Below are 26,919 nucleotides of genomic sequence, written 5' to 3'. Positions count from 1 at the left end.
GGGAGTGCCCCGCCGGGTCGTCGACGAACCGGTGTCGTCGGCCGATCGGGGGGCCTCAGGCCGGCGCGCGTACCAGCCCGGCGGCGCCATCCACCGTCACCTGCTGCCCGGTCGTGATCCGGGTGGTCGCGTCGGCGACCCCGACGACCGCGGGGATGCCGTACTCGCGGGCGACGACGGCCCCGTGTGAGTTCGGCCCGCCCATCTCCATCACCAGGCCACCCGCGGTGAGGAACAGCGGCGTCCACCCGGGGTCGGTCGAGGGCGCGACCAGGATCTCGCCCGGCTCCAGGTGGGCGCCGACCGGATCGAGCACCACCCGTGCCGTCGCGGTGACGGTGCCGGCGGAGGCCGGGGTGCCGGTCAGCGCGCCCTCGACATCGGCGGGCCGGCAGAGCGTCTCCGGCTCCGTGCCGTCGGAGAGCAGCACCCTCGGCACGTGCCGCCGCCGCAGCTCCCGGTCGTACTCCTCCCGGCGCCGGACCACCGTGGTCCGGTGGTCGGCGCCCGCGAGCGCGGAACGCGCCTCGGCGAGGTCGAGGAAGAACACGTCGGCCGGCTCGCTGAGCAGCCCGCGTGCCGCGAGCAGCTCGCCGACGGCCCGGAGCTCCGTCCGCGCGTGCGCCAGCAGTCGGACCAGGAAGTCCTTGTGCGTCTCGCGCAGCCCGGCCAGCTCGCGTACCCGCCGCAGCGCGACCCGCACCGCGAGCGCCCGGACGCGGCCGCGGCGCCGCACGCGCGCGACCACCGCCGCGACGGCGGCGTCGGCGCCCACCGCGCCGCGGGCGAACACGGCGTCCGGGGCGATCTCCGGGTCCTCGAGACGCAGGTAGTTGGCCAGCACACCCAGCACGTGGGTCGGGTCGTCGGACCAGCGGGGCATCCCCAGGTCGATCTCGGCGACGGCGCGGTGGCCGTGCCGGCGCAGGAACGCGCCGAGCCCGTCCTGCAGCACGGGCGGCAGCGTGCCCTCCCCGTACCGGGCTGCTAGTTCCGCCGCCGGCGCCGCCCGGAGCGCCTCGGCGGAGCCGGCGTCGGCGCGCAGCCGCGTGGCGAGGCCCCACAGCTCGAGGTCCATCTCCGTGGTGACGTTGTACGGCAGGGACCGCAGCACGTCGTGCGAGGTCGCCTCGTCGAGATCGCCGCCCGCGAGCTTGCGTGCCGCCGCGAGCATCGCCAGTCCGGCGAAGAACACCGGCGCGACCCGGGGGATCATCGAGAAGACATGGGTCAGCACCCGCTGCACCTCGTGCAGCCGCTGTTCCGCGGTGGCGTCCACCGGCAGCGCGGTGAGGGTGCGTAGCCCGTGACCGATCCGGTCGACCCGCCGCCGCGCCACGGCGGGGCGCAGCACGGACAGGACGAGGAGCGGGGGCACCCGGTGGTGCACCAGCGTGCCCACCACCCGCCGGACGAACGGCCACCGCGACGTCGTGCGGACCGCGAGCGCGGGCTCGTCGAACAGCGCCCGGAGCACGACGGCAGAGCGGGTCTCCATGACGTCGAGGATCCGGGGGAGAACGGTACGGCCGACCGCGCTGCGCATGCCCGGCGTGATGTCGACGAACGCCCGTCCACCTGTCGTGACGAACGCGGGCGGCCCGGCGACCGGGTCGGCGATCGGGACGCCGAACGCGGCGGCGGGGACGGACGTGATCACCCGGAACGCCGAGAGACCCATCGGCGTGATCGGCCGCGTGAGCCCCTGGGCCAGGCTGGCGCAGAAGTAGACGCGCAGGCCCGCGCCTGCCGGGTGGGGGAGCGGGTGCAGCGTGGTGATCGGCCGGGACTGGGTGAGCCACAGCGTGCCGTCGCCGTCGATGGCCCACTCGATGTCCTGCGGGGTGCGGTAGTGGGCCTCGACGCGCCGCCCGAGCGCGACGAGAGCGGCGATCTGCTCGTCGGTCAGGCTCGTCCGCGCCGCCCCGTCGGCCGTGACGACCTGCTCCGTGCCACCGCCCGGCAGCGGCCGCACCTCGACGGCCTTGTCACCCAACCGGTGCTCGACGATCCGGCCGTCGCCCTCGACGACGACGTGGTCGGGGTTCACCGCACCCGACACCACCGCCTCCCCGAGCCCGGGGCTGGCGTCGAGCACGGTGCGCGTCCGCCTGCCGGTCACGGGGTCGGCCGTGAAGAGCACACCGGCGACCTGCGCGTCGACCATCCGCTGGACGACGACGGCCAGTTGCACCGCGCGATGGTCGATCCCCGCATCGGTCCGGTAGCTGACAGCCCGGTCGGTCCACAGCGAGGCCCAGCAGCGGTGCACCGCGTCGAGCACGGCACCGACCCCGACGACGTTGAGGTAGGTGTCCTGCTGCCCGGCGAAGCTCGCCGACGGCAGGTCCTCCGCGGTGGCCGACGACCGGACGGCAACCGGGACGTCCACTCCCAGCGCCAGATACGCCCGGCACACGGCGTCGGCGACGCCGTCCGGCACGGGCGTGGCCAGCAGCGTGGCGCGGGCCCGCTCGCCCAGCTGTGCCGGCTCCCCGCCGAGCGCGTGGTCGAGGCCGGCGGCGCGCGCCACCTGGGCGTACGCCGCAGTGGTCACGGCGAAACCCGGCGGCACCGGGAACCCCATGGTGATGAGCTCGCCGAGGTTCGCTGCCTTTCCGCCCACCTCGGCGAGCGCGCCCGAGTGGAGCCGGCGTAGATCGATGACGAAACCCTCGGCGGCCATGACTGACGGTAGCGCCGAAAGGCCTTGAACTCAACAGTTGTTGAATAGTGCGTGTCCGGTTCTCGACGCCCCACCGCGTCGAGCAGGCACACTCGGTGCGGTGGTGGACCAGGTGGACGGCGTGGACGGGCACGGCGCTGCGGCGCGGCCCGCCTGGAGACGGCGTACGCCGGGGGAACACCGATGGCCGGTCGTGGTGGGGGTGATCGTGGCGATCGGCCTGCAGCTGATGTTGCCCGACCAGGTGGTGCCCCAGGCCCGGTACGTCCTCCCGGTGCTCGAGTTCGTGGTGCTCGTCGGGCTGGTCGTGGTCAACCCGTTCCGCATCGACCGTCAGTCGTCCGCGCTGCGCATGGCCAGCCTCGGCCTGACCGGGCTCGTGGTGCTGGCGAACGCGTGGTCGGTGGTGCTGCTGGTCGGGGAGCTGGTGAGCGGGCGTCCGGCCCCTCCCGTCGAGCTGCTCCTCGCGGGCGGTGAGATCTGGCTGATCAACATGCTGGCGTTCGCGCTGGTGTACTGGGAGCTGGACCGGGGTGGCCCGGCGGCACGGGCGCACGCCGTGGCCGATCTGCCCGACTTCCTGTTCCAGCAGATGCAGAGCCCCGACTTCGCCCCCCGCAACTGGAAGCCCGCGTTCGTCGACTACGTCTACCTGTCCTTCACCAACGCCACGGCGTTCAGTCCCACCGACGTGATGCCGCTCTCGCGGTGGGCGAAGCTGACGATGCTGGTGCAGGCCGCCGTCGCGCTGGTCATCGTGGTGCTCGTGGTCGCCCGCGCGATCAATGCTCTGTCCTGAGCGCCCGTAGCAGCCGGTACTCGCGGATCACCAGGATGATGATCACGATGTCGAGCGCGGCCAGCAGCGGCAACACCACCGAGCCGGTGTGCACGGCGCGGTACAGCTCGTAGACCACGAACACGCCGAGCACGACGGCCGCCACCGGGTACGCGGGCACCCACCGCCGCAGCAGCGCCACCACCAGCGCGAGTTTCACGATGCCGTGCAACCCGAGGTAGAGGACCACGAAGGTGCGGTTACCCGAGGCGAACTCCGCCGTGCCGGCGACGAGGTGGCGCGCCAGGAGGCCGTCGGGCGCGCCGAGCAGGTCCCGGCTGATGACCTCGGCCACCAGATGCTGCACCGCGGCGCCGGGCACGAGGAGCAGCACGATGGCGCCGATCAGCTCGGCTGCGCCGTCCAGCCCCTTGATGACCATGGCGAGCTTGAACAGCCGCTCGGTGCTGTTCGCCGCCGGGACGTCAGCCACGGCGGCGCACCGGCGAGCGCGCGATCACCGGCCACGTCGCCCGGCCGGTTCCCCCGAAGATCTCCATGTATCGCCTCGCTCCGTTCGCGGCGGCCCACGAGGATGCTGCTGCAGGCCGCTGTCCAGCGTAGGTGTCTGAGAAGGCCCTCCACCCGAACGACGACGGGCCTGGCTCGGGCGGGGCATGATCGAGGCGTGATCACCCAGCCGGTGAACCGATGAGTCGCCACCACCGGGAGACGCCGCTCGTGCGGCTCGAGCCGGCGACTGCGGACGAGTACGCCGCCATCCGCCTGCTCGTGCTCGAGAGCCACGCAGGAGGCGTCGCCGAGGCCCGGCGGATCTCCCTCTCCGACGCCCGGGAAGAGGCCGCGCGCAAGATCGAGGAGGTGCTGCCCCGAGCTCTGGAGACGCCCGGCATGCTGTTCCGCACCGCGTGGGTCGCCGACCAGCCGGTCGGCCACATCTGGAGCGCTCTGCCCGCCCCGCCGGACCGCCCGGAGGCGGCCTGGGTCTTCTTCGTCACCGTCCACCCCGAGTACCGGGGCAACGGCTACGGCCGGGCCATCCTGCTCGCCGCCGAGGAGGAGCTGCTCGGGCTGGGCGTCCGGCGGCTGGAGCTGAACGTCTTCGGGAGGAACACCGCGGCGATCGGGCTCTATCGCAGCCTCGGCTACGAGGTCACGTCCCAGCAGATGGCGAAACCGCTGCAACCGGCGCCGACTGTCACCTGACCCTCACCGCTCACGGCCGGTGGACTCGCCACGGCCCGTCAGCTCACGTCGACCACCACCTTGACGGAGGCCGTGCCGCTGCCCATCGCGGCGTGGGCGTCGGCCGCGGTCTCGAGGGTGAACCGCCGGGGGTCGAGCACGGGCCGCAGCGCTCCGGTGTCGACCAGCGCGGCGACGTCACGCAGGATCTCGCCGTGGTTCGTGCGTCCTCGTCCGGTCAGCATCGGCGCCAGCGTGAAGACGCCGGAGTAGGTGGCGCCCCGCAGGGACAGGGGCGTGAGGTCGTGGGCGCCCCAGCCCAGCACGCTCACCACGTGCCCGGTGTAGGTGCGCACCGCCGGGAAGGACGCATCGAGCGTCGTTCCGCCGATGGTGTCGAGGATGACGTCGAACCCCTCGCCGCCGGTGTACTGCGTGACGTACTCCTCCACCGGGGTGGTGGTGTAGTCGATCGGGGTGGCGCCGAGGCGTTCGATGACCGCCAGCTTGCCGGCCGACCCGGTGGCGAAGACCTCGGCGCCGCGGGCCCGGGCGATCTGGACGGCGACGTGCCCGACGCCGCCGGCGCCGGCATGCACCAGCACCTTCTGACCGGCGTGCACCTGCGCCCTGTCCACGAGGGCTTCCCATGAGGTGATCGCGACCAGCGGGAGCGCCGCCGACTCCCGCAGGCTCAACGACGCCGGCTTGCGAGCCAGGAACGCGGCGTCCACGGCGACGTACTCGGCGAGTGATCCCTGGAGGTCCCTGATGCCACCGGTCAGCCCGAACACCTCGTCGCCAGGGGCGAAGCCGGTGACACCGGCGCCGATCTCCTCGACCACTCCCGCGAGGTCCATGCCGAGCACGGCGGGCAACCGGGTCGGGCGGCCCTGCGTCGCACCGCCCCGGGCGGCCGTTGCTGCAGTGAGCTTCAGGTCCAGCGGGTTGACGCCACTCGCTGCCACCCTCACCAGAACCTCGCCCGGACCGGCGACCGGCTTCTCGATCTCGCCCAGGGTGAGCGGACTACCGAACTCTTCCAACAGTGCGGCGCGCATGGCGCTACCTCGTCTCTTGTGTCGTTGATCGGTTCTGCCGGGAGGTGTGTCCCGCCACGAGCAGGCGCGCCGCGGCCTTCGCCTCGTCCACGACCGCGCGGTCCTGCAGCAGCCGGCCGGAGGCGAGAGCACCGTCGATCAGGAGCCCGATGTGCCGGGCGAGCGAGCCCGGATCCTCCGCGCCTGCCGCTGCGCCGAGCTCGGTGAGCCAGGCCTGGCGACGTTGCGTGTGCTGCACGGTGATCGCCCGCGCCTCCGAACCGAGCCCGGTCTCGACCGCGGCGCTGACGAACGGGCATCCGAAGAAGCCGTGCCGGTCGAAGGCGTCGAGGAGGGCATCGAAGAGCCCGACGAGCTGAGCTCCGGCATCGTCCCCGGCGCGCTGCGCCGCGGCCTGCAGCTGTGCCATCCAGGAGTCGTCCGTCCTGCGCAGGTACCTCGCGACGAGCTCGTCCTTCGTGCGGAAGTGCACGTACAGGGTCGACTTGGCGACGCCGGACTCCGCGATCACCTGGTCGATGCCCACCCCGCGCAGCCCGTTGGCGTAGAAGAGCTCGGCCGCCGTCGCGAGGATCTTCTCCTCGGTGTTGGTCTTCCTGGTCCGTGTCACCATGGCGCACCTCCTTAATCGAACAGACTAGTACGTTCGATTAAGAGTGTCGGGTGACGCTCGTCTCCTGTCCGGGGTGGAGGCCCGGCGGCTTGACCGCCACTCGAACATACGTTCTACTCGATCTCCATGGCGACGGGCTGCGGGTTGTGACGGCGGAGAAGGCGGCCACGACGGAGGTGAAGGGCCGGCTCCCGACGCCGTACTGGCGGCTGTGGTGGGCCGGTGCGATCGACAACGTGGGCGACGGTGCGTTCGTCACGGCGGTGCCCCTGCTGGCGGTGCAGTTGGCCCCTACCCCCGTGCTGGTGGCGGCGGTATCGGCAGCCGCTTACCTGCCGTGGCTGATCTTCTCCCTGCCCGCCGGCGCGCTGGTCGACCGCCACGACCGGAAGCGGCTGATGGTGTGTTCGCAGCTCGCGCAGGCAGCGGTCGTGACCGTCGCGGCGATCCTCGTCGCCACCGGCGAGATGCACGTGGCCCTGCTCGCGGCGATGGCGTTCCTGCTCGGGGCGTGTGACGTCGTTTTCGGCAACGCCGCGCAGGCGATGCTGCCCGAGATCGTTCCGGGATCCTTGCTGAACCGGGCCAACGGCTACCAGAACACGGTGACCAACACGGGGCAGCAGTTCCTCGGCCCACCGGCGGGCAGCTTCCTGTTCGCAGTCACGGCCGCCGCACCGTTCGCGCTGAACGCCGTGTCCTTCCTGGGCTCCGCCGCCCTCATCGCCGCGCTGCCTCCGGGGCGGCGATCAGCGGCCGAGCATGCACCGATGCACACCGCGATCAGGGACGGGCTGCGCTGGCTGCTGCGCCACCGCCAGTTGCGCACCCTCGCGGTGCTCCTGGCCGTCAACACCTTCTGCTACGCGATGGGCACCTCGACCCTGGTCCTGCTCGCCACGCAGACCCTGCACGTCACCGCCGGTGGCTTCGGCGTGCTCCTGACCGCCGCGGCCGTCGGGGGCGCGATCGGGGGCGTGGTCAGCGAGCGCCTGGTGGCCTGGTCGGGCACGTTGCCCGCGTTGCTGGCGTCCCTCGCGGCGAACGCGCTGATCTTCGTAGTCACGGGCATCGCGCCCGATCTCGTGGTCCTCGCCGTCCTGCTGGCGCTCGGTGGTTTCGCCACCACGATCTGGAGCGTGCTCACCCTGAGCCTGCGCCAGCAACAGGTACCCGATGACCTGCGCGGGCGCGTCAACAGCGCCTACCGGATGATCGGCTGGGGCTTGATCCCGCTCGGAGCGCTGGCGGGTGGCCTGGTGGCCGAGAAGGTGGGTCTGCGCGCCCCGTACCCCATCGCGGGCGCGATCCGGGGTCTCGCCCTTCTCGGTGCCCTCCCCGTTCTCCTCGCGACCATGAGAAGGCCAGCTCGGTAGAGGCGCTCCGGGACGGGTGTCGGCTCACCGGCCAGGTCTGGTCACAGCCGGCTGCCGCGGTGGCGCAGTCCGTTCATGAGCAGGGCGAGCAAGCGGTCGGCTCGAGCTGAGCTGTCCAGGGTGTCCTGGGTGGCCCAGGCGATAGCGCCCACCATCTTCAGCACATCCGTTTCATCCGCATCGGCGACGACCACACCGGATTCCCGCGCCCGCGCCAACAAGGCGGCCCCCACCGCGAACAGCTCCGCATGCCAGGTCGACACCACGCCGTTCTCGTGGTCGAGCGCCGAACTCATCACCGCGGCCGACAGACCTCGATAGGTCAGGGCGTGGGTCAGCGCAGCGCGCAACCACGTGGCCAGAGCGTCGAACTCGTCCTCGGCCGTCAGCAGTTCACGACCACGGTCGATCAGCTCGGCTATCTGCCCGGCGAGCACCGCCTCTATGAGATCCAGGCGAGTGGGGAAATGCCGGTACAGCGTGCCGCTGGCAACCCCGGCCCGCCGGGCGATCTCGTCCAATGACGCGTCCACGCCGAACTCGGCGAACGCGATTCGCGCCTGCTCGACCAGCAACCCGTGGTTGCGCCGGGCGTCTGCACGCCTCGGGCGTTCGGGATGTGACCGCGGATCGGGACCTGCCAACGCGACCAGGCCATCCTTCCCAACCGGGGACACGGTCCGGTACCGTGCCCATCTAACCGGACCGTGTCTCACTTTAGTGGAATGACCCACCCGGAGCATGGAGGGCCGCCCTGATGGCGACGTCGGAAGAAGGTCGGGTCACCACCGACCACCTGGCGCTCGGCGCGCAAGAAGCTGGTGCGCGTGAGGTTCTGGAGCGTCTCCGCCAGGCCGCTGTCCACCAGTCCGCCGATGAGATGAGCCGCGTGTACGCAGAGGACGCGGTCCATGAGTTTCCGTTCACGCCCCCAGGCGTGCCGTCCAGGCTCGTCGGGCGGGACGAAATCGTGAACTGGATCGCCGCAGGGTGGAAGGCCTACCCGCTCAGATATGAGCGCTACCGCACCCAGGCCATCCACGACACCGACGACCCGGAAACGATCATCGTCGAGCAGGAGGCTCTCGGGGTCAGCCCATTCACCGGTGAGTTCGCGCTTCCCAACATCGTTGTGCTCACCGTGCGCGACGGGCAGATCGTCCGTCTGCGCGACTACGTCAACATTCTGGCGGTCGCGGCGGCCATTAGACGGGATCGATAGAACGCGCACGGCGCCCCGTCACCGTCGCCGCGCTCTGCCCGAGACCGCCGTCACGGTCGCCCGGACTCCTGCGGCGGGAGCCGGTAGACCGACACGTGGGAGCGGGACTCGGCCGTGAACTCCGACCCGGCCCAGTCCGCGTGGCGCGACTCCAGCTCGAAGCCGGCGAGCTGGCCCATGAGGTCGAGCTCGCCGGGCCAGATGTAGCGGTGCGGGCTGCGGAACAGCTCCGCTTGCCTGCCGTCGGAGAACCGGAAGTGGTGCGACACGACGTGCTGGTTCTGGACGTCGTAGGTGTCGAGCCCGATGTAGCCGGGCTCGTTGTGCCAGACCGTCGCCTCCCGGCCCGGGGGGAGCGCCCGCAGCTCGGGCACCCAGAGCTCGATCACGAACCGGCCACCGGGGGTGAGGTGGCGGGCCGCGTTGCGGAAGCAGGCGACCTGTTCGGCCTGGGTGAGCAGGTTCGAGATCGTGTTGAACACGAGGTAGACCAGCGTGTAGGAGCCGGGGGCGACTGCGGAGGCCATGTCGCCGATGACCACCGGGATCGTCGCCTCGTCCACCTTCGTCCGCAGCCGGTCGGCCATGGGACGTGACAGCTCGATGCCGGTGACGGGCACCCCCCGCTCGGCGAGCGGCACGGCCACGCGGCCGGTCCCGATCGCGAGCTCCAACGCCCGCCCACCACCGGCGAGCTCCGCGAGCCGGTCGACGGTCGGCCCGAGGACCTCCGGGGCGAACATGCCGGTCCCGGGCGTGTCGTAACGACGAGCGACCTCGACGTCCCAGATGTCCTCCCGCACGGTGCCCACCATGGCGACGGAGCACGTGGATCGTCCATCGGGTTTCCGGCCGCCGCCGATCACCGGGTGGACGGACTGTTGCCCGGTGTCAGGGCCGGACCGGTCCGCCGCGTGCGTGCCCAGATGACGGCGGTGACCGCGATGAGCAGGACGCAGGGGATGAGCATCACGATCGACCCGGCCCCGGCCGAGCGATCCGAGCCGGCGAGTGGGTCGGCGTGCGTGACGATCATGAACAGGTACGCGAGCGTGTTGTTGGCCGCGTGGATGACGGTCGACGTCTCCAGGCCGCCCGTCCGCCAGGTGATCAGGCCGAACGTGACGCCGAGGGTGAGGTAGTAGAGGTTCAGCCACGGGTCGCCGGACATGTGGATGGCCGCGAACAGGACGCTCGACACGGCCAGCCCGAGCACCAGCGCGGTCCGGGCCCCGCGGCCCCAGCTCGCAGCCACCCGGAACGCCAGCCCGCGGTAGCCGTACTCCTCGCCCGCTGACTGCAGGGGCGACAGGAGGAGCGTGACGACGAATACGGCGATCAGGTCGGAGAACTGCCACGACCCTTCCGTGTACGGGGAGAGCAGGAAGAACCCGGTCATGTAGAGCACCCAGATCGGCACGAGGGTGAGCGCGGCCCGACCGAACGCGGCGAGCCGGAACACGGACAGCACGGAATGCAGCGACGACCCCTGCACCCCGTAGAGCCAGCGCTGGATGGCCATGCTCCAGGGAGTCATCAGCGCGATCGAGATGAGGTTCGCGCCGTGGAAGACGGGCGTGAAATCCGTACCGCCCGCGATCGGGTTGACCCGGCCCAGCGCCTGGTCGACGGCGGAGCCGAGAGCGGTGAGGACGCCGCCGATGCCGAACAGCCCGACGAGCAGCAGCACGAGGGCCAGAATGCCGCGTCCGACACGGCGCTTCTCCCCGGCCAGCACGCGGTGGTAAGGAATTCCCGGCGGGATCGGTCGCGGACGGCGGCGATGCTGTGACGGGCCGGGGGAGACGATCGGCGCGGTGTCGGGGGAAAGGGAGTCCGAGCCGAATGCCGGGGAGCTGGAATGCATTCCTCCAGCATTGTCCGGGAATCGCCGCCACGGCAGTGTCGTCGATCATGAGCCGGTCGGCGATCTGCCCGGAACGGGCATGACATCTGCCATGGGGGTGCGGCCTCGGTCATATCCAGCCGTGCTCGGCGGCGATGCGAGCCGCCTCGTGCCGGTTCGCAGCGCCGAGCTTCCCGATGGCGGCGGCGAGGTGGTTGCGCACGGTGCCGCGCGAGAGCGAGACCCGTTGCGCGATCTCCTCGACGGGCGCGCCGTCGCGCGCGAAGGCGAGGACATCGGTCTCGCGCGGAGTGAGCGGGGAGTCGCCCGCGCCGATCGCCTCGGCCGCGAGCTCGGGGTCGACGTACCGGCCACCGGCCGCGACCTTCCGCACGACGTGGGCGAGGGTCGGGAAGGAGACGGTCTTCGGCAGGAAGCCGCGCACGCCCGCAGCGAGTGCCGACTTCAGGTAGCCCGGACGACCGTGCGACGTCACGATGACGCAGCGGCAGTCCGGCAGCTCGGTCGCGAGCCGTCGGGCCACCTCGATGCCGTCGGGCCCGGGTATCTGCAGGTCGAGCAGGGCCACATCGGGACGGAGCCGGAGCGCCGTCGCGATCGCCTCGTCACCGGACGCCGCCTGCCCGACGACCTCGAAGTCGTCGTCGAGGTCGAGCAGTCCGGCGATGGCGTCGCGGATGAGCCGTTCGTCGTCGGCGAGGAGGATGCGGATCACGCTCGGTCTCCCGCCGGGACCGGGACCGCGGCCTCGAGCAGGAACCGGTCCCCGTCGCGGCGCGTTGCGGTGTGCCCGCCGAGCGCTCGGATCCGCTCGGACATCGCGCGCAGTCCCGTGCCGGTGTCGGGTCCATCTCCGGCGGGGTCGGCCCCGTCGTTCGCGATCGTGAGGACGACCTGCCCGACCTGCCTCGCCGTCGTGAGCGTGACCTGCGTCGCCGCCGAGTGGCGCAGCACGTTGGTGACGCCCTCGCGGACGACCTGCGCGAGCGCCTCGGCGCACTCCTCGGGCACCGGGTCGCCGGTCACCGTGCAGCGGATGCCGGCGGAGCCGAGCAGCGAACGCGCGCCCGAGATCTCGCCGTCCCAGGTTGCGCGGAGCTCGCCGCGCACGACGCGACGGACCTCGCTGCCCGCCTCCTCGGCGAGCCGCCGGACGCCGGTGATCTCGTCGGCGGCCTTGTCGTCGCTGCCGCGGCGAACGAGCTCCGACGCGAGCTCGCTCTTGACCGCGATCGTCGCGAGGGTGCGGCCGAACACGTCGTGGAGGTCGCGCGAGATGCGCAGACGCTCGTTGGCGAGCGCGAGGGCGGCCCGATCCTCGTGCGCCCTCTGCAGCTCACGCAGGACCCGCAGCGTCCACGCGCTCGACCACGACGCCCACAGGATGACGCTGATCACCACCGCCTCGACGACGAGGAGCGGGATGTTCGCGCCGACGAGCGGGACGGCCAGGGCGAGGATCGCCGCGTTGAGGACGAGCGCGCGTCGCGCGTCGAGCACAGGCACGACACTCGCGCCGACCGACCCGATCGCCGCCGCGGCCGTCACGCCCATCGCGGGTATCGGAACCAGGAGGGTCGCGGCGACGAGCGCCACGAGGGCGAGCCCCCAGGCGATGGCACCACCGGCGCCGAACCGCCGGGCGCGGCCGCCGAGCACGTCGAAGCTCCACCGGCTGACGAGGATGTTCCCGGTGACGAGGGTGAGCGCGAGCGCGACGGCCACCAGGAACACGACGAGGTGCGCCCCGACGAGTCCGTCGGCACTCATCGCTCCACCGAGGAGGGTGACGACCGGGGTCGAGACGGCGCCGTACGTGGACCAGCGCGCGTAGGTCTCGAACCGTCGCGCGCCGGCCGCCGACCCATCGCCCACGTGCTCGATCTAACCCCTGGCCAGAGAGCGGGCGATCACCAGCCGCTGGATCTGGTTGGTGCCCTCGAAGATCTGCATGATCTTGGCTTCCCGCATGTAGCGCTCCACCGGGAAGTCGCGGGTGTAGCCGTAGCCGCCGAGCACCTGCACGGCGTCGGTGGTGACCTTCATCGCGGCGTCGGTGGCCACGAGCTTCGCGACGCTCGCCTGCCTGCTGTAGTCCCGCCCGGCGTCACGGCGGCGGGCGGCGTCGAGGTAGGTGGCGCGGGCCGAGTCGACGGCGGCGGCCATGTCGGCGAGCAGGAACCCGAGGCCCTGGTGGTCGATGATCTTCTTGTCGAACGTGGTGCGCTCGTTGGCGTAGGCCACTGCGGTGTCGAGGGCGGCTCTGGCGAGGCCGGTGGCGACCGCGGCGATCCCGAGCCGGCCCGAGTCGAGGGCCGCGAACGCGATCTGCAGACCCTGGCCCTCGGTTCCCACCAGCCGTTCGGCGTCGAGCACGGCGCCGTCCCAGTGGGCGGTGGTGGTGGGGATGGCGTGCAGGCCCATCTTCTCCTCCGGCCTGCCGAACGACAGACCATCGGCGGCTCCCGGCGCGAGGAAGCACGAGACCCCGCGAGGGCCGTCGGCGGTGCGGGCGAAGAGCGCGTAGAAGTCGGCCTTCCCGCCGTGGGTGATCCACGCCTTCGTGCCGGTGATGCGGTAGCCGTTGTCGACCTTCACCGCCCGGCAGGCGAGCGCGGCGGCGTCGGAGCCGGCCTGCGGCTCCGACAGGCTGTACCCACCGACCATCTCCCCGGCGAGCATGTGCGGCAGCCAGCGCTCCTGCTGCGCGGGCGACCCGAAGCTGGCGAGCGGGAAGCACGAGAGCCCGTGCACGCTCACCGCCACGGCGACGGCCGCCCACCGGGCCGCGAGCTCCTCCAGGACCTGCAGGTAGACCTCGTAGGGCTGGCCGCCCCCGCCGAGCTCCTCCGCGTAGGGCAAGCCGAGCAGGCCGGCCTCGCCGAGCGTCGCGAACAGGCCGTCCGGGTAGGTCTCGGCGCGCTCGTGCTGCTCGACGCGGGTGGCGAGCTCCTTGTCGGCGATCTCGCGCGTGAGCGCGAGCAGGTCCTCGGCCTCCTGGGTGGGAAGCAGTCGGTCGACGGCCATCCGAGCTCCTAACGGTACTGAGTAGAAGACTTCAGTACCGTCTAGAGTAGCCGTCATGTCGACCCCCGTCCCCGTCCGGCGCGGTGCCGCTCGCAGGGAGCAGCTGTTCGACGAGCTCGTGGGGCTGCTGCTGGCCGAGGGCTTCGCGCACCTCACGCTCGACGACCTCGCCGCGCGCCTGCACTGCTCCAAGCGCACCCTCTACGCGCTGGCCGGGAGCAAGGAACAGCTGGTGCGGGCCGCGGTGGTGCACTTCTTCCGGGGGGCGACCGAGCGTGTCGAGGCCGCCGTCGCCGCGGAGGGTGACCCGAGCCGGCGCGTGGGCAGGTACCTCGGTGCGGTCGCCATCGAGCTCGCCCCGGCGTCCGCGCGGTTCGTGGAGGACGTCGCGGGCTTCCCGCCCGCCGCAGAGGTGTACGCGCGCAACACCCGCGCCGCCGCCCGGCGGGTGCAGCAGCTCGTCGACGAAGGGGTGGCGGCCGGAGCGTTCCGCAACGTGCACACCGGGTTCGTGGCGGACGTCGTCACGTCGGTGATGGTGCGCATCCAGCAGCGGCAGGTGGCCGCGGCCACCGGTCTGGACGACGCCGACGCCTACGCCCGGCTGGCCGAACTCCTGCTGCACGGGCTCGGCGTCCCCTGACCGCGACATCTGGTGCGCGGCGCGGCCGGGGCGACATGACGGGTGTGGGGCGACACGCGCGGAAGGGGGCGACTCGCGGGCGGGATCCGGGCGACTCGCGGGCGCAGAAGGGGCGACTCGCGGGCGTAAACCGGGCGACTCGCGCGCGGGATTCGGGCGCTCGCGCGGGTTCGGGGGCGGGTCAGGAGCGGACGAGCCGGGCGATGGCGTCGGACGCCTCGCGCACCTTCTGGTCGGCCTCCTCGCCGCCGGCGGCCGCGGCCTGCACGACGCAGGTGGCGAGGTGTTCGTCGAGCAGTTCCAGGGAGAACGCCTGCAGTGCCTTGGTGGCCGCGGCGACCTGGGTGAGGACGTCGATGCAGTACTTGTCCTCCTCGACCATCCGCTGCAGCCCCCGGATCTGCCCCTCGATGCGGCGCAGCCGCTTGAGGTAGGCGTCCTTGTCGCTGCTGTAGCTGGCCATGTGTCGAGGTTAACACCCCCTGGGGGTACTGAACCAGGAGCGTGTCCGCGGCCGCGGAACCCCCCTCGGTCCCGCGGCCGCCGACCCGCACTCTGTTCGTACCGCACGAGGTATGCCCACGTCACGGGTCTGGACGTTGCAATATGAGACGGACCGTTTCGCTTTGACCCGGCCGGGTGAGCCGGCGGCCGCCGGCGTCAGACCAGGAAGCGGTATGCGGTGGTGCCCGGCGCCACCAGCTGGATCTTCAGCGGGCTCGCCTCCATCCGCTTCCACAGCGACTCGTACCCGTCGCGTTCGGACAGCTCGATGCCGCAGAGGGCGGCGCCGGTCTCGCGGTTGTCGCGCTTGATGTACTCGAACAGGACGATGTCGTCGTCGGGGCCGAGCACCTCGTCGAGGAAGCGACGCAGCGCGCCCGGCTCCTGCGGGAACTCGACGAGGAAGTAGTGCTTCAGCCCGCGGTGCACCAGCGAGCGCTCGACGACCTCGGAGTAGCGGCTCACGTCGTTGTTGCCGCCCGAGAGCAGGCAGACGACGGTGTCGTCGGGACGCAGGTCGAGCCCGTCGAGGGCGGCCGTGGCCAGCGCACCCGCGGGTTCGGCGATGATGCCGTCGACCTGGTAGAGGTCGAGCATCTCCGTGCACACCCGGCCCTCGGCGACGCTCACGAACTCCGCACCGCAGGCGCGGGCCAGCGGGAAGCTGACGTCCCCGACCCGGCGGACCGCGGCACCGTCGACGAACGTGTCCAGCTCGGGCAGCGTCGTCGGCCCCCCGGCGGCCAGTGCCGCGGCCATGCTCGCCGCGCCGGCGGGCTCGACGCCGACGATCCGGACCTCGGGGTGGTGGGCCGCGAACCAGCCCCCGACCCCGGCGAGCAGCCCGCCGCCGCCCACGGGCACGACGAGGACCTCGGGCGCGCGGCCCAGCTGCGCCACGATCTCGATGCCGACGGTGCCCTGCCCGGCGATCGTGCGCACGTCGTCGAAGGCCGGGACGACGGTGGCGCCGGTACGGAGGGCGTGGTCGGCCGCGGCCGCCGCTGCCTCGTCGTAGGTCTCCCCGCCCACCACCAGCTCCACGCTGTCGCCGCCGAGCGCCGCGATGCGCTCACGCTTCTGGCGCGGCGTCGTGCTCGGGACGTGCACCCGGCCGCGGATGCCCAGCTGCCGGCAGGCGTACGCCACGCCCTGCCCGTGGTTGCCCGCGCTGGCGCACACCGCACCCGCGGCGCGCTCGGCGTCGTCGAGCTGGGCCAGGAGGTTGTAGGCACCGCGGAGCTTGTACGAGCGTCCGACCTGCAGATCCTCGCGCTTGAGCCACACCTGGCAGCCGGTGGCGGCGGTCAGGCGCTCGTTGTGGTGCAGCGGGGTCTGGAGGGCGACGCCGGTGAGCCTGGCGGCAGCGGCGTCGACGTCGGAAGCGGAGAACACCTGGTCGATACTCCCCCTTCTGCGGCCGACCGTGTTCGGAGGGTCCGGTCGACGGCGTCACATGCGGACCGGAAGTCGTCGTCGACCTACACTTCCCGGCGTTCGTTACCAATGCAAACGAGGAAAGCGGGGAACCGGGTGCGGCATTTTCGACGGTCCTGGTGGTATGCCGGAATTCTGCCTCTCATGATGTGCGGAGCCACGGCGTGCGGGGCCACCAACGGATCAGCGAATGCCGCCGACAACTCGGCCCGCCCGGTGGCCTCGGCGACACCGGTCGCGTCGGCGGCGCCGGTGACCTCGGCGCCTCCGGTGGCCCCGCTGACCCCACGGCAGGCCGCGGGCCAGCGCATCATCTACTCCTATCCCGGGCTGGTGCCGCCGCAGGCCCTGCTCGACAGGATCCGGGCAGGCGAGGCCGGCGGCGTGATCTTCTTCAGCGACAACGTGTCCACCCCGAAGCAGATCACCGGGGTGGTGCGCCAGTTGCGCGACGCGGCCGCGAAGAGCCCGCTGAAGGGACCGCTGCTGCTGATGACCGACCAGGAGGGCGGGAAGGTCCGCCGCCTCCCCGGCGGTCCCGCGGCGTCGCTCAAGGCCGTCGGGCAGTCCGCCGACCCTGACTCGGGAGCGTCGGCGGACGGGCGCAGTGCGGGCCAGGACCTCTCCGGCATGGGGCTGAACGTCAACCTGGCGCCGGTGCTGGACGTCTATCACGCATCGGGGGACCTGATGGACCAGGTCCAGCGGTCGTTCAGCCAGAACCCCGCCCTCGTCGGGCGGCTCGGCGCCGACTACGTGAAGGCGCAGCAGGCCGAAGGCGTGGCCGCGACCGTCAAGCACTTCCCGGGCCTCGGCCCCGCGGCCGCGGCCGAGAACACCGACCTGCGGCCGGTCACCCTGCCCGTCCCGCTCGACACCCTGCGGAACGTGGACGAGGCGCCCTACCGGCAGTCGGTCTCGGCCGGGGCGAAGCTCGTCATGCTGTCCTGGGCGGTCTACCCCGCGCTGGACCCCACGCGGCCGGCCGGTCTGTCGCCCGTGGTGCAGCAGGAGCTGCGGTCCCGTACCGGCTTCACGGGGGTGACGATCAGCGACGCGCTGGAGGCCGGTGCGCTGAAGGCCTACGGCGCCACCGGCAACCGCGCGGTGCTCGCCGCGCAGGCGGGCGCCGACCTGATCCTGACCGGGTCGCGCAACGTCCAGCAGGGCGACGACGCGGCGGCCGCCCTGGCCACCGCGCTGTCCGACGGGAAGCTCCAGCAGGGTGCCTCCCAGGCCGCGCTGGCCAGGATCGACGCGCTACGCGCCGGCCTCCGGTAGCCCTCCCGTCACAGCCGGGTGCGGGGGCGCAGGTCGAAGCCCGCCGCCTCGTAGCAGGCGTCGATCAGCTCGGCCGTCGTCACGGCGTCGTCGGCGCCGGTGGGCAGCGGCGCGCCGTCGCGCACGGCCGCGGTGAACGCCTCGAGCTGGTAGGCGTAGGACGGGCGCCTGCCCAGCTCCTCCAGCCGCTCGACGCCGTCGACCGTCACCAGCACACGGTCGTCGCGGTGCGGGAGCACGAAGTTGAACGCGCTCACCTCCCCGCGGCTCCCGACGAGCCGGGCGGTCATGCGGATGTCGTCGGCCGCCATCGAGCAGCGCATGGTGCCCGTGGCACCCCCGGGGAACTCCAGTTCGGCGTCGACCCACTCGTCCACGCCGGGGTGCCCGGCGCGCTCCGCTCCGTCGGCGCCGGTCAGGTACGGCTCCCCGCCCGCCCACGGGGCGAGAGCGCGGTGCAGGTGCAGGCCGTAACAGCCGACGTCCATGAGCGCCCCACCGGCGAGCGGGAAGGACCAGCGCGGGTCGGTGTCGGCCGGCGCGGGGATCATCATGTCGACCTCCACCCGCTGAAGCTCTCCGATCTCACCGGACGCGAGCACCTCCAGCAGCCGGCGGGTGACCGGGTGGTAGAGGTAGTGGAACGCCTCCATCACGATCACCCCGGCACGTGCGGCGGCGTCCCGCACCTCCCGCGCCTCGCCGGCGTCGCTGGCCGACGGCTTCTCGGTGAGGACGTGCTTGCCCGCCGCCACCGCGGCGAGGTTCCACGGCCCGTGCAGACCGTTGGCGAGCGGGTTGTAGACGGCCTCGACCTCCGGGTCGGCGAGCACGTCGGCGTAGGAGTCGAGCACCCGCTCCACGTCGTGGGTGATGGCGAACGCCTCGGCCCTGGTGCGGTCGCGCGCGGCGACGGCCACGAGCCTGGTGCCGGTGAGGCGGGCGGGGGCGACGATGGAGGCCTCGGCGATGCGGGCAGCACCGAGAACGCCGATCCGAAGAGGTTTCACGGCTAGATCCTGCCCCGGCGGCAGATGCGGCTCGGCCCCACCCCAGGTTCAGGAAAGCCACTTTCAGGTCCGGAGAGGGCAGGAAAGTGGCTTTCCTGAACCTCTCCCGGGGGTTGCGCGGCGCAATCCGCGCGAAAACGGACGCGCTTTTCCGGTGGGTTATGTTCGCGCAGTCACGACCTCGGGGGTGCCGTGCGCGTTCTACTGACGAGCCAGCCTGTGTACTCCCACCTGCCTCCGCTCGACGGGCTGGCGGGGCTGCTGCCTGAGCCGGGGATCAGCTGGCTGCCCGAGTCGTGGTACCCGGACGACATCCGCGCCACGGTGCGCTCGTACCGGGCGCCCGACGCGGCCCCCGAGGTGCTCGACCCGGCGATCGTCGCCTCCCGGTGGACCGGCCGCTCGTGCTGGCCGCCCTGGGCAGCAGCACCGGGGTCGCGCCGGCGCCCGAGTCGTCGCCGCTGCCCCGCATCGTCGAGGCCCTCGGCACCTTTCCCTGCATCGCGGTGGTGGCACTCGGGCGCGGCCTCGACCCGTCCGACTGGACCGGTCCACGGCCGGCCAACGTGCACCTGACCTCGTTCGTGCAGCAGCGGCTGCTGCTCCCCGCCTGCGACCTGTTCCTCACCCACGCCGGGTTGAACAGCGTCCGCGAAGCGCTGGCCGCGGGAGTTCCGATGGTCGCGGTGCCGCTGTTCGCGGAGCAGCCCGCCAACGCGGAACGGCTGGCCGAGGCATGCGTGGCCGTCGCGCTGGACCCGACCGGGGTGGACGCGTCGACGGTCGCGGCGGCGTGCCGCGAGGTGCTGGAGGACACGTCGTTCCACCTGGCGGCCCGCGGCTTCCAGCGCCGGATCCTCGGCCTGCCCGGCGTCGACCGGTTGGTGGCGGACCTGACCGCGCTGGTGGCCTGACCTGGCCCCCACGCCGGTTCAGGAAAGCCACTTTCAGGTCCGGAGAGGGCAGGAAAGTGGCTTTCCTGAACGTCCGGGCCGCTAGTGGATGTACTGCTGCCAGTCCGCGGGGACCCGGTCGCGGGGGCCGGGGACCGTCTGGTCCGCCGGCCGGTGCTGGGGTTCGGGCAGGTCGGGGCCGTCGAGCATCTCGTTGCTGCTGTAGTCCCAGTACCAGGACTCGCCGGGCTCGAAGCTGCGGACGATCGGGTGTCCGGTGGCGCGGAAGTGCGCGGTGGCGTGCTGTCGGGGCGAGGTGTCGCAGCACCCGACGTGGCCGCACTGGGCGCACCGGCGCAGGTGCACCCACCAGCCGCCGTCCCGGTCGCATTCCACGCACCCCGGGCCGCTGGGTGGCACAGCCAGGTCGATCCCGTTCGGTGCGGACATGCGCAACTCCTTCTCGATGGCCCGACGGGCCCATCATGGACCGACACACGGTTCCCGTGCCGACCGGAGCCGGGTAGCGTCCGAATGGTCAAAGGTTTGATCGAAAGGGAGGCCCCGATGGCCGCGAAGCCGTTCGCATCGTCCACGGACCTGTCCGCGAAGCAGCAGACCCTCGAGGTGCTCGCCGACGGGGTCTACGCGCTGACGGCGGAGGGCGATCCCAACATCGGCGCCGTCGAGGGCGAGGACTTCGTCGTCTGCTTCGAGGCACTCGCCACCCCGGTCGCCGCGCAGAAGTGGCTGGCCCGCCTACGCGAGCACACCGACAAGCCCGTGCGCTACCTCGTGCTCAGCCACTACCACGCCGTGCGGGTGCTCGGGGCGTCCGCGTTCGACGCCGAGGTGATCGTCGCGCACGAGAACACCCGGGCACTGGTGGCGGAGCGCGGCAAGGAGGACTGGGCGAGCGAGTTCGCCCGGATGCCGCGCCTGGCCGAGGGCGCCGACTCGGTGCCCGGCCTCACCTGGCCCACCCTGACCTTCTCCGATCGCATGACGATCGACCTGGGCGGTGACCGCGGCGACCTCGTGCTGCAGTACTGCGGCCGCGGGCACACCGAGGGCGACATCGTGGCCTGGCTGCCGCGGCACCGCATCCTGTTCGCCGGCGACCTGGTGGAGGCCGAGGCGGCGCTCTACACGGGCGACGCGTTCCACCGCGACTGGTCGACCACCACGCTCGACCGGGTCGCGGCCATCGGCGCGGACACGCTCATCGGCGGCCGGGGCGGGGTCAGCCGCGGCGCGGCCGCCGTCGGGTCGGCCATCGACCAGACGCGGTACTTCCTGCAGGTGATGATCCGCGAGGTCGGCGGCGTGCAGGAGCGCGGCGGCTCCCTCAAGGAGGCGTTCGAACGCACCCACGCCGCGCTCGTCGACCAGTACGGGCACTGGCCGATCTTCGAGCACTGCCTCCCGTTCGACGTCTCGCGCCTGTGGGACGAGCTGTCCGGTGTGGAGCGCCCCATCATCTGGACGGCGGAGCGGGACCGCGAGGTCTGGGAGCAACTGCAGTCATGAAGCCGGTCGTCGTCATCGGGAACGGGCCGGTCGGCCAGACCGCTGCGCTGCTGCTCGCCCGCTGGGGCCTGCCGACGGTGGTGCTCGACGAGCGCCACGCCCGTGATCTCGTCGGGTCGAAGTCGATCTGCCAGCATCGCGACGTCCTCGACATCTGGGACTCCGTCGGGGCCGGTGCCCGGATCGCGGCCGAGGGCGTCACGTGGACCACCTCGCGGACGTTCCACCGCGGCACCGAGCTGTTCAACCACACCTTCGTCGACGCCGGCAGCTCGCCGTTCCCGCCGTTCGTGAACATCTCGCAGTCGCGCACCGAGGAGATCCTCGACGAGCACATCGCCGCCCAGCTGCTGATCGACGTGCGCTGGGGGAAGCGGGTCGTCGGGCTCCGGCAGGACGCCGACGGCGTGACCGTCACGTGCGAGGACGGCACGGAGGCGGAAGCGTCGTTCGTCGTCGTGTGCGCGGGGGCCCGGTCCGACGAGCTGCGGGCGCTGCTCGGCGTCAGGTTCGAGGGACATTCCTTCGACGACCGCTTCCTCATCTGCGACATCCGCACCGAGCTGCCCGAACAGGCCACCGAGCGGCACTTCCACTTCGACCCCGAGTGGAACCCGGGCCGTCAGGTGCTGATGCACCCGTCGCCGGACTCGACGTTCCGGATCGACTGGCAGGTGCCGCCCGACTTCGACCTCGACGACGAGATGCGTTCGGGGGCGCTGGACCGGCGTATCACGGCGGTGATCGGCGACCGCCCGTACGAGATCCTGTGGCAGTCGGTGTACCGGTTCCACGCGCGCTGCGTCGACCGGATGCGCGTCGGGCGGGTGCTGCTGGCCGGGGACGCCGCGCACCTGGTGGCGCCGTTCGGGGCGCGCGGGCTCAACTCCGGGGTCCCCGACGCCGAGAACGCCGCGTGGAAGATCGCGTTCGTCGCCCGTGGCTGGGCACCACCGGAGCTGCTGGAGAGCTACCACGACGAGCGGCACGCCGCCGCCCGCGAGAACCTCGCGGTGACCAGCGCGACGATGGACTTCCTCGTGCCCCAGACCGCCGAGCAGGCCGCGTACCGCCGCAACGTGCTCGAGCGCGCCCGGCACGACCCCGCCGCCCGCGCGCTGGTCAACTCCGGGCGGCTGGTGGAGCCGTTCTGGTACACCGACTCGCCACTGACGACGCGCAGCCCCAGCCGCCCGGTCGGTGGCCGGCCGCCGAGCGGTGCCCTGCAGGACCCCGGTCCCGGAATCCTGGCGCCCGACGCTCCGTGGGACGTCTCCCTCCGCTTCCGGGTGCTCGCACGCGAGGGGTTCCTGCTGCTGCTGACCCCCGGCGCCGACGTGTCGGCGGCGCGCACGGCGGCGGAACGCATCTGCGCGCCGGTGCGTGTCGTGGAGCTCGTGGACGGCGACCCCACCGGTGTGCTGGCCGGGGCGCTGGCCGTACGGCCGGGTGAGGTCTGGGTCGTCCGCCCGGACGCCTACGTCGCCGCCGTGCTGGAGCAGCCGACGTCGGTCACCATCGAAACTGCGCTGCGCCGTGCGCTGGCCGGCGCCACCGACCGGGAGGAGAGCGAGCATGGCGTACTACCGACGGTCAGGTGAGGTGCCGCCCAAGCGGCACACGCAGCACCGGACGCCCGACGGCGGCCTCTACTACGAGGAGCTGATGGGGGAGGAGGGCTTCTCGTCGAACTCGTCCCTGCTCTACCACCGGGGCATCCCGTCGGCGATCGTCGACGCGACCCCGTGGGAGCTGCCGAACGTCGACACGACGGCGAACCACCCGCTGGTCCCGCGCCACCTGAAGCTGCACGGCCTGTTCCCCGGCGAGGACTGGAAGGCCGTCGACGCCGTCACCGGGCGGCGGCTCGTGCTCGGCAACGCCGACGTCCGGATCTCCTACGTCGTGGCGGGCGAGGCGTCACCGCTCTACCGCAACGCCGTCGGGGACGAGTGCGTCTACGTCGAGTCGGGGGCCGCCACCGTCGAGACGGTGTTCGGTGCGCTCGACGCGCGCCACGGCGACTACGTGCTGCTGCCCCGCGGCGCGACCCACCGCTGGGTGCCGGTCGACCCGGGCGACGGCGCGCCGCTGCGGCTGTACGTGATCGAGGCGAACTCCCACATCGACCCGCCGAAGCGCTACCTGTCGCGCTTCGGTCAGCTGCTGGAGAACGCGCCCTACTGCGAGCGCGACCTGCACGGTCCGGCCGAGCCGCTGCTCGTCGACGGCACGGACGTCGAGGTGCTGGTCAAGCACCGCGGCAGCCGGGGGATCACCGGCACCCGCTACGTCGTCCCCACCCACCCCTTCGACGTGGTCGGGTGGGACGGGTGCATGTACCCCTACACGTTCAACGTCGCCGACTTCGAGCCGATCACCGGCCGGGTGCACCAGCCGCCGCCGGTGCACCAGGTGTTCGAGGGCGACGGCTTCGTGATCTGCAACTTCGTGCCGCGCAAGGTCGACTACCACCCGCTGTCGATCCCGGTGCCCTACTACCACTCCAATGTGGACTCCGACGAGGTGATGTTCTACTGCGGCGGGAGCTACGAGGCCCGCAAGGGGTCGGGGATCGGGCAGGGCTCGATCTCCCTGCACCCCGGGGGCCACAGCCACGGCCCGCAGCCCGGTGCCTACGAGCGCAGCATCGGGGTGCAGGAGGTGGACGAGCTCGCCGTCATGGTCGACACGTTCCGACCGATGGAGCTGGGGGAGGGCGGCCGGGCCGCCGAGGACCCGGGCTACGCGTGGACCTGGTCGGGGCGGGGGCCGGCCTCGTGATCGAGCTTCCGGTCAGCACGCTGTACGGCCCGGCGAACCTGCCCTACGGCGTGTTCTCCGCCCCGGGCGACCCACACCGCCGGATCGGTGTCGCGATCGGCGACCAGGTGCTCGACGTCGCTCCTCTCGCGGACTCGCACGGTGCCGCCGAGCTGGTGCCGCTGCTCGCCGGGCCCGTGCTCAACCCGCTGCTGGGAGCAGGTCGTCGCACGTGGACCGAGCTGCGCGAGCGTCTCGTCGAGTGGGTGCACGGACCGGCGGACGTGCTGCGGCCCCACCTCCTGGCGGCCGCCGACGTGCAGCTGCACCTGCCCGTCGAGGTCGGGGACTACGTCGACTTCTACTCCAGCGAGCACCACGCGAGGAACGTCGGACAGATCTTCCGGCCCGGCTCCGAGCCGCTCTCGCCGAACTGGAAGCACCTCCCCATCGGCTACCACGGGCGCACGGGCACGATCGTCGTGTCCGGCACCGACATCGTCCGGCCCTGCGGGCAGCGCCGCGGCGAGGACGGCCCGGAGTTCGGACCGTCCGCCCGGCTCGACATCGAGGCCGAGGTCGGGTTCGTCGTCGGCACGGGCACGCGGATGGGCGAGGCGGTCGCGGTCGGCGACGTCGCCGAGCACGTGTTCGGGCTGTTCCTGCTCAACGACTGGTCCGCCCGCGACATCCAGGCCTGGGAGTCCACGCCGCTCGGGCCGTTCCTCGGCAAGTCCTTCGCCACGTCCGTCTCGCCGTGGGTGGTCCCGCTGGACGCGCTGGAGGCGGCCCGCGTCGCCCCGCCGCCCCGCGACCCACCGCTGCTGCCCTACCTGCGCGACGTCGACGACCGCGGTCTCGACCTGGAGCTGGAGGTGGCGCTCAACGGCCACGTCGTGTCCCGCCCGCCGTTCGCCACGATGTACTGGACGGCGGCGCAGCAGCTCGCGCACCTGACCGTCAACGGTGCGTCGCTGCGTCCGGGTGACGTCTTCGCGAGCGGCACCGTGTCGGGCCCGGAGAAGGAGCAACGGGGGTCGCTGCTGGAGCTGAGCTGGGGCGGCACCGACCCGATCCCCCTCCTCGACGACGCCACCCGCACGTTCCTCGAGGACGGTGACGAGGTCACGATCACGGCCACCGCGCCGGGGACGGGCGGGATCCGCATCGGCCTGGGCGAGGTCCGCGGCCGCATCCTCCCGGCCCGCCCCTGACCCCGCGAGTCGCCCGTCCCGACCCCGCGAGTCGCCCGTTCCTGCCGCGCGAGTCGCCCACCCTGAACCCGCGAGTCGCCCGTTCTGACTGCGCGAGTCGCCCGATCTCGCTGGTGATGTGCCCCGGACTCCCGGCGTCTCAGGGACGGAAACCGGGCGACTCGCGCACGCGAAACGGGCGACTCGCGCACGCGAAACGGGCGACTCGCGGGCGGGGAAGGGGCGGCTCGCGGGGTCGTCAGGTCAGGAGGGTGTGGGCCGTCCGCTTCCAGAGCGCCAGGTGGGGGTCGGTGCGGGGGTCGCGGTGTTCCATCGCGTACGCGAGCCCGACGCCGCGCATGCTGGTGAAGAGCAGGTCGCGGACGTCCGGATAGCGCGGGTGCCCGGTCAGCGCCGTGCCGAAGAACCGGTCCAGCCCGCCGCGGATGGCGGCACCGATCTCACGTTCCTGGGGGAGGAGAGCGGCGCGCAGCTCCGCGTTGGTGCGGGCCGCGGTCCACAGCTCGACGGCGGCCCAGAAGTGCGGCTCGGAGAAGGTCTCCCACATCAGCTCGATGGCGCGGTCCAGCCGCTCGGCTCCCGACAGCCCGCCGGCGAGACTCTCGATCCGCTCGCCGTTGCGCCGGAGCCGTTCGGTGGCCAGGTGCCGGGACGCGGCGACGAGTAGCTGTTCGCGGGAGGGGAAGTGGTGCAGCAGCCGGCCGCGTGAGACCCCGGCACGGGCCTGGATCTGCAGGGTGGTGGCGCCGGCGTACCCCGACTCGACGAGACACGCGACCGCCGCGTCCAGGATGCGTGCGCGGCTCGTGGCCGTGCGTTCCTCACGACGCCCGCGCGGGGCGGCGGGGGAGGTCGCATCGACGGGGGACGACATGCCAGCGAAGGATAGTGGGTGGCGGTCTGCGTGATCCTTTCCGCGGAGCGGACGCAGCCCTACGGTGCACGCATGAAGCGGTACGACTGGCTACGCCGGATCGAACAGCTCGACCCGGAGACAGACCACCTCGAGATCTACCGCATCAGCGTCAGCCACGAGTTCCCTTGGGACTACACCCAGTCGTTGTCGTTCGCGCTGTTCCGGACCTATGCGGTGCCGACCATCGGCGCGCTGCTGGCGTCGACCGGCGAGCTCACCGGGCGGGTGCAGAAGCGCTACGACGACACCTGCCTCATCCTCGACGCCGTCCTCGAGCACGGGTTCGCCGCCCCGGAGGGCCGTGCCGGGATCCGTCGGATGAACCAGATGCACGGCGCGTACGACATCTCGAACGCCGAAATGCTCTACGTGCTCTCGACGTTCGTCACGGTACCGATCCGCTGGATCGACGAGTTCGGCTGGCGCCGCCTCTCGGAGCACGAGAAGGTCGCCGCGGCCCACTACTACCGCCGGCTCGGCCGGCACATGGGCATCACCGGCATCCCGTCAGGCCACGAGGAGTTCGCCGCACATCTCGACGCCTACGAGGCCGAGCACTTCGCCTACGACCCGGGCGCCCGGGCGGTCGCCGACAGCACGCTGGCGCTGCTCGGGACGTTCCCGCCCAACAACCGGGCACCGGCGCGGCTGGTCCGGCGGTTCTCCTACGGGCTGATGGACGACCGGCTGCGGGCCGCGCTGCGCTACCCGCGGATCTCCGCGTTCGAGCAGGCGCTGGCGCGGCGGATGGTCTGGCTGCGCGGGCGGGTCGTGCGGTTCATGCCGCCGCGGGAGGAGCCGTGGTTCGTCCGGCAGTCGGCGAACATCCGCAGCTATCCCGACGGCTACGACGTGAGCGAGCTGGGCACGTTCCCGCGCTGAGCGCCCTCAG

Annotated in this window: 27 protein-coding genes; 12 read left to right on the top strand and 15 right to left on the bottom strand. The window is 72.2% G+C overall.

Going from position 1 to position 26,919, the window contains the following annotated elements; translation table 11 throughout:
- Positions 1 to 55 precede the first annotated feature (55 nt).
- Complete coding sequence (locus tag ACQPZA_RS26630; RefSeq protein WP_433274846.1) at positions 56 to 2,686, bottom strand: PEP/pyruvate-binding domain-containing protein; 2,631 nt, start codon at positions 2,684 to 2,686, stop codon at positions 56 to 58.
- A 100-nt stretch (positions 2,687 to 2,786) separates the two neighbouring features.
- On the opposite strand from ACQPZA_RS26630, the gene ACQPZA_RS26625 reads away from it, so the two are divergent.
- Positions 2,787 to 3,485: a DUF1345 domain-containing protein gene (locus ACQPZA_RS26625; RefSeq protein WP_246267242.1), complete on the top strand. Its 699-nt coding sequence runs from the start codon at positions 2,787 to 2,789 to the stop codon at positions 3,483 to 3,485.
- Here the strand turns inward: ACQPZA_RS26625 and ACQPZA_RS26620 are convergent.
- Positions 3,469 to 3,906, bottom strand: a complete 438-nt coding sequence (locus ACQPZA_RS26620; RefSeq protein WP_169398525.1) for a DUF2127 domain-containing protein — start codon at positions 3,904 to 3,906, stop codon at positions 3,469 to 3,471. The genes ACQPZA_RS26625 and ACQPZA_RS26620 overlap by 17 nt on opposite strands.
- A 269-nt stretch (positions 3,907 to 4,175) precedes the next feature.
- Here ACQPZA_RS26620 and ACQPZA_RS26615 point away from each other — a divergent pair, with 269 nt between their 5' ends.
- Positions 4,176 to 4,691, top strand: coding sequence for an N-acetyltransferase family protein (locus tag ACQPZA_RS26615; RefSeq protein WP_433274843.1), 516 nt, complete (start codon positions 4,176 to 4,178; stop codon positions 4,689 to 4,691).
- 38 nt (positions 4,692 to 4,729) lie between these two features.
- Here the strand turns inward: ACQPZA_RS26615 and ACQPZA_RS26610 are convergent, their stop codons facing one another.
- Together ACQPZA_RS26610 and ACQPZA_RS26605 are read right to left on the bottom strand one after the other, a co-directional pair.
- Positions 4,730 to 5,731: a zinc-dependent alcohol dehydrogenase family protein gene (locus tag ACQPZA_RS26610; RefSeq protein ID WP_433274841.1), complete on the bottom strand. Its 1,002-nt coding sequence runs from the start codon at positions 5,729 to 5,731 to the stop codon at positions 4,730 to 4,732.
- 4 nt (positions 5,732 to 5,735) lie between these two features.
- Entirely contained in the window at positions 5,736 to 6,344 is a 609-nt protein-coding gene (locus ACQPZA_RS26605) for a TetR/AcrR family transcriptional regulator (protein WP_433274839.1), read from the bottom strand.
- Between the two features lie 146 nt (positions 6,345 to 6,490).
- On the opposite strand from ACQPZA_RS26605, the gene ACQPZA_RS26600 reads away from it, so the two are divergent.
- A complete protein-coding gene (locus tag ACQPZA_RS26600) occupies positions 6,491 to 7,720 on the top strand; it encodes an MFS transporter (RefSeq protein ID WP_433274837.1) in 1,230 nt (409 codons plus the stop codon).
- 41 nt (positions 7,721 to 7,761) lie between these two features.
- On the opposite strand, the gene ACQPZA_RS26595 is transcribed toward ACQPZA_RS26600, so the two are convergent.
- Complete coding sequence (locus ACQPZA_RS26595) at positions 7,762 to 8,295, bottom strand: TetR/AcrR family transcriptional regulator (protein ID WP_433274835.1); 534 nt, start codon at positions 8,293 to 8,295, stop codon at positions 7,762 to 7,764.
- 182 nt (positions 8,296 to 8,477) lie between these two features.
- On the opposite strand from ACQPZA_RS26595, the gene ACQPZA_RS26590 reads away from it, so the two are divergent.
- Positions 8,478 to 8,942, top strand: a complete 465-nt coding sequence (locus ACQPZA_RS26590) for a nuclear transport factor 2 family protein (protein ID WP_433274833.1) — start codon at positions 8,478 to 8,480, stop codon at positions 8,940 to 8,942.
- A gap of 50 nt (positions 8,943 to 8,992) precedes the next feature.
- Here the strand turns inward: ACQPZA_RS26590 and ACQPZA_RS26585 are convergent, their stop codons facing one another.
- From ACQPZA_RS26585 to ACQPZA_RS26565, 5 genes are all read right to left on the bottom strand, one after another.
- Positions 8,993 to 9,745, bottom strand: a complete 753-nt coding sequence (locus ACQPZA_RS26585) for a class I SAM-dependent DNA methyltransferase (protein WP_433274831.1) — start codon at positions 9,743 to 9,745, stop codon at positions 8,993 to 8,995.
- A gap of 59 nt (positions 9,746 to 9,804) precedes the next feature.
- Entirely contained in the window at positions 9,805 to 10,680 is an 876-nt protein-coding gene (locus ACQPZA_RS26580) for a lysostaphin resistance A-like protein (RefSeq protein WP_433274829.1), read from the bottom strand.
- A 238-nt stretch (positions 10,681 to 10,918) separates the two neighbouring features.
- Positions 10,919 to 11,524, bottom strand: a complete 606-nt coding sequence (locus ACQPZA_RS26575) for a response regulator transcription factor (RefSeq protein ID WP_433274827.1) — start codon at positions 11,522 to 11,524, stop codon at positions 10,919 to 10,921.
- Entirely contained in the window at positions 11,521 to 12,684 is a 1,164-nt protein-coding gene (locus tag ACQPZA_RS26570; protein ID WP_433274825.1) for a sensor histidine kinase, read from the bottom strand. The genes ACQPZA_RS26575 and ACQPZA_RS26570 overlap by 4 nt, the downstream gene beginning before the upstream one ends.
- Before the next feature lie 9 nt (positions 12,685 to 12,693).
- A complete protein-coding gene (locus ACQPZA_RS26565; RefSeq protein WP_433274823.1) occupies positions 12,694 to 13,836 on the bottom strand; it encodes an acyl-CoA dehydrogenase family protein in 1,143 nt (380 codons plus the stop codon).
- A 55-nt stretch (positions 13,837 to 13,891) separates the two neighbouring features.
- Between ACQPZA_RS26565 and ACQPZA_RS26560 the strand changes: the two genes are divergently transcribed.
- On the top strand, positions 13,892 to 14,479 hold the full coding sequence (locus ACQPZA_RS26560; protein ID WP_433274821.1) for a TetR/AcrR family transcriptional regulator: 588 nt from the start codon (positions 13,892 to 13,894) through the stop codon (positions 14,477 to 14,479).
- A gap of 181 nt (positions 14,480 to 14,660) precedes the next feature.
- Here the strand turns inward: ACQPZA_RS26560 and ACQPZA_RS26555 are convergent, their stop codons facing one another.
- Together ACQPZA_RS26555 and ilvA are read right to left on the bottom strand one after the other, a co-directional pair.
- Entirely contained in the window at positions 14,661 to 14,942 is a 282-nt protein-coding gene (locus tag ACQPZA_RS26555) for a metal-sensitive transcriptional regulator (protein ID WP_344015138.1), read from the bottom strand.
- A gap of 197 nt (positions 14,943 to 15,139) precedes the next feature.
- Complete coding sequence (gene ilvA, locus ACQPZA_RS26550; protein WP_433283003.1) at positions 15,140 to 16,387, bottom strand: threonine ammonia-lyase IlvA; 1,248 nt, start codon at positions 16,385 to 16,387, stop codon at positions 15,140 to 15,142.
- A gap of 177 nt (positions 16,388 to 16,564) precedes the next feature.
- Here ilvA and ACQPZA_RS26545 point away from each other — a divergent pair, with 177 nt between their 5' ends.
- The gene (locus ACQPZA_RS26545) at positions 16,565 to 17,701 is read left to right on the top strand and encodes a glycoside hydrolase family 3 N-terminal domain-containing protein (protein ID WP_433274819.1); all 1,137 of its coding nucleotides are present in this window, start codon (positions 16,565 to 16,567) and stop codon (positions 17,699 to 17,701) included.
- Positions 17,702 to 17,709: 8 nt separating this feature from the next.
- On the opposite strand, the gene ACQPZA_RS26540 is transcribed toward ACQPZA_RS26545, so the two are convergent.
- The gene (locus tag ACQPZA_RS26540; protein ID WP_433274817.1) at positions 17,710 to 18,711 is read right to left on the bottom strand and encodes a Gfo/Idh/MocA family protein; all 1,002 of its coding nucleotides are present in this window, start codon (positions 18,709 to 18,711) and stop codon (positions 17,710 to 17,712) included.
- A gap of 389 nt (positions 18,712 to 19,100) precedes the next feature.
- On the opposite strand from ACQPZA_RS26540, the gene ACQPZA_RS26535 reads away from it, so the two are divergent.
- Positions 19,101 to 19,625 (top strand): glycosyltransferase, encoded by a 525-nt coding sequence (locus tag ACQPZA_RS26535; protein WP_433274815.1) that lies wholly within the window; start codon positions 19,101 to 19,103, stop codon positions 19,623 to 19,625.
- Between the two features lie 81 nt (positions 19,626 to 19,706).
- Here the strand turns inward: ACQPZA_RS26535 and ACQPZA_RS26530 are convergent, their stop codons facing one another.
- Positions 19,707 to 20,054 (bottom strand): UBP-type zinc finger domain-containing protein, encoded by a 348-nt coding sequence (locus tag ACQPZA_RS26530; protein ID WP_433274813.1) that lies wholly within the window; start codon positions 20,052 to 20,054, stop codon positions 19,707 to 19,709.
- 117 nt (positions 20,055 to 20,171) lie between these two features.
- Here ACQPZA_RS26530 and ACQPZA_RS26525 point away from each other — a divergent pair, with 117 nt between their 5' ends.
- Genes ACQPZA_RS26525 through fahA form a run of 4 tightly spaced genes read left to right on the top strand, consistent with a single transcriptional unit; the run spans position 20,172 to position 25,111 of the window.
- Positions 20,172 to 21,134, top strand: a complete 963-nt coding sequence (locus ACQPZA_RS26525) for an MBL fold metallo-hydrolase (protein ID WP_169400187.1) — start codon at positions 20,172 to 20,174, stop codon at positions 21,132 to 21,134.
- Positions 21,131 to 22,735: an FAD-dependent monooxygenase gene (locus ACQPZA_RS26520; RefSeq protein WP_433274811.1), complete on the top strand. Its 1,605-nt coding sequence runs from the start codon at positions 21,131 to 21,133 to the stop codon at positions 22,733 to 22,735. The genes ACQPZA_RS26525 and ACQPZA_RS26520 overlap by 4 nt, the downstream gene beginning before the upstream one ends.
- Positions 22,710 to 23,918 carry a homogentisate 1,2-dioxygenase gene (locus tag ACQPZA_RS26515; RefSeq protein ID WP_433274809.1) on the top strand — a complete coding sequence of 403 codons (1,209 nt, stop codon included), beginning with the start codon at positions 22,710 to 22,712 and terminating at the stop codon, positions 23,916 to 23,918. The genes ACQPZA_RS26520 and ACQPZA_RS26515 overlap by 26 nt, the downstream gene beginning before the upstream one ends.
- Entirely contained in the window at positions 23,885 to 25,111 is a 1,227-nt protein-coding gene (gene fahA / locus ACQPZA_RS26510) for a fumarylacetoacetase (protein ID WP_433274807.1), read from the top strand. Before ACQPZA_RS26515 ends, fahA begins: the two co-directional genes overlap by 34 nt.
- 238 nt (positions 25,112 to 25,349) lie before the next feature.
- Here fahA and ACQPZA_RS26505 read toward each other — a convergent pair whose 3' ends face one another.
- Positions 25,350 to 25,985 (bottom strand): TetR/AcrR family transcriptional regulator, encoded by a 636-nt coding sequence (locus ACQPZA_RS26505; RefSeq protein ID WP_433274805.1) that lies wholly within the window; start codon positions 25,983 to 25,985, stop codon positions 25,350 to 25,352.
- Between the two features lie 72 nt (positions 25,986 to 26,057).
- Here ACQPZA_RS26505 and ACQPZA_RS26500 point away from each other — a divergent pair, with 72 nt between their 5' ends.
- Positions 26,058 to 26,909, top strand: a complete 852-nt coding sequence (locus ACQPZA_RS26500) for an oxygenase MpaB family protein (RefSeq protein WP_433274803.1) — start codon at positions 26,058 to 26,060, stop codon at positions 26,907 to 26,909.
- The last annotated feature ends 10 nt before the right edge of the window (positions 26,910 to 26,919 follow it).

Origin of the sequence: Pseudonocardia xinjiangensis (assembly GCF_050948425.1) — a bacterium.
Lineage (GTDB): Bacteria > Actinomycetota > Actinomycetes > Mycobacteriales > Pseudonocardiaceae > Pseudonocardia > Pseudonocardia xinjiangensis.
Note: the sequence above shows the minus strand (reverse complement) of the source record. Positions and strands in the feature narration are given on the sequence as shown.

Excerpts from the sequence above, each read along its gene's own strand:
- ACQPZA_RS26615 (WP_433274843.1), top strand. The coding sequence starts at position 4,176 with ATGAGTCGCCACCACCGGGAGACGCCGCTCGTGCGGCTCGAGCCGGCG.
- ACQPZA_RS26590 (WP_433274833.1), top strand. The coding sequence starts at position 8,478 with ATGGCGACGTCGGAAGAAGGTCGGGTCACCACCGACCACCTGGCGCTC.
- ACQPZA_RS26520 (WP_433274811.1), top strand. The coding sequence starts at position 21,131 with ATGAAGCCGGTCGTCGTCATCGGGAACGGGCCGGTCGGCCAGACCGCT.
- ACQPZA_RS26530 (WP_433274813.1), bottom strand. The coding sequence starts at position 20,054 with ATGTCCGCACCGAACGGGATCGACCTGGCTGTGCCACCCAGCGGCCCG.
- ACQPZA_RS26610 (WP_433274841.1), bottom strand. The coding sequence starts at position 5,731 with ATGCGCGCCGCACTGTTGGAAGAGTTCGGTAGTCCGCTCACCCTGGGC.
- ACQPZA_RS26560 (WP_433274821.1), top strand. The coding sequence starts at position 13,892 with ATGTCGACCCCCGTCCCCGTCCGGCGCGGTGCCGCTCGCAGGGAGCAG.
- ACQPZA_RS26605 (WP_433274839.1), bottom strand. The coding sequence starts at position 6,344 with ATGGTGACACGGACCAGGAAGACCAACACCGAGGAGAAGATCCTCGCG.
- ACQPZA_RS26630 (WP_433274846.1), bottom strand. The coding sequence starts at position 2,686 with ATGGCCGCCGAGGGTTTCGTCATCGATCTACGCCGGCTCCACTCGGGC.
- ACQPZA_RS26525 (WP_169400187.1), top strand. The coding sequence starts at position 20,172 with ATGGCCGCGAAGCCGTTCGCATCGTCCACGGACCTGTCCGCGAAGCAG.
- ACQPZA_RS26620 (WP_169398525.1), bottom strand. The coding sequence starts at position 3,906 with ATGGTCATCAAGGGGCTGGACGGCGCAGCCGAGCTGATCGGCGCCATC.
- ACQPZA_RS26500 (WP_433274803.1), top strand. The coding sequence starts at position 26,058 with ATGAAGCGGTACGACTGGCTACGCCGGATCGAACAGCTCGACCCGGAG.
- ACQPZA_RS26515 (WP_433274809.1), top strand. The coding sequence starts at position 22,710 with ATGGCGTACTACCGACGGTCAGGTGAGGTGCCGCCCAAGCGGCACACG.
- ACQPZA_RS26545 (WP_433274819.1), top strand. The coding sequence starts at position 16,565 with ATGATGTGCGGAGCCACGGCGTGCGGGGCCACCAACGGATCAGCGAAT.
- ACQPZA_RS26565 (WP_433274823.1), bottom strand. The coding sequence starts at position 13,836 with ATGGCCGTCGACCGACTGCTTCCCACCCAGGAGGCCGAGGACCTGCTC.
- ACQPZA_RS26505 (WP_433274805.1), bottom strand. The coding sequence starts at position 25,985 with ATGTCGTCCCCCGTCGATGCGACCTCCCCCGCCGCCCCGCGCGGGCGT.
- ACQPZA_RS26555 (WP_344015138.1), bottom strand. The coding sequence starts at position 14,942 with ATGGCCAGCTACAGCAGCGACAAGGACGCCTACCTCAAGCGGCTGCGC.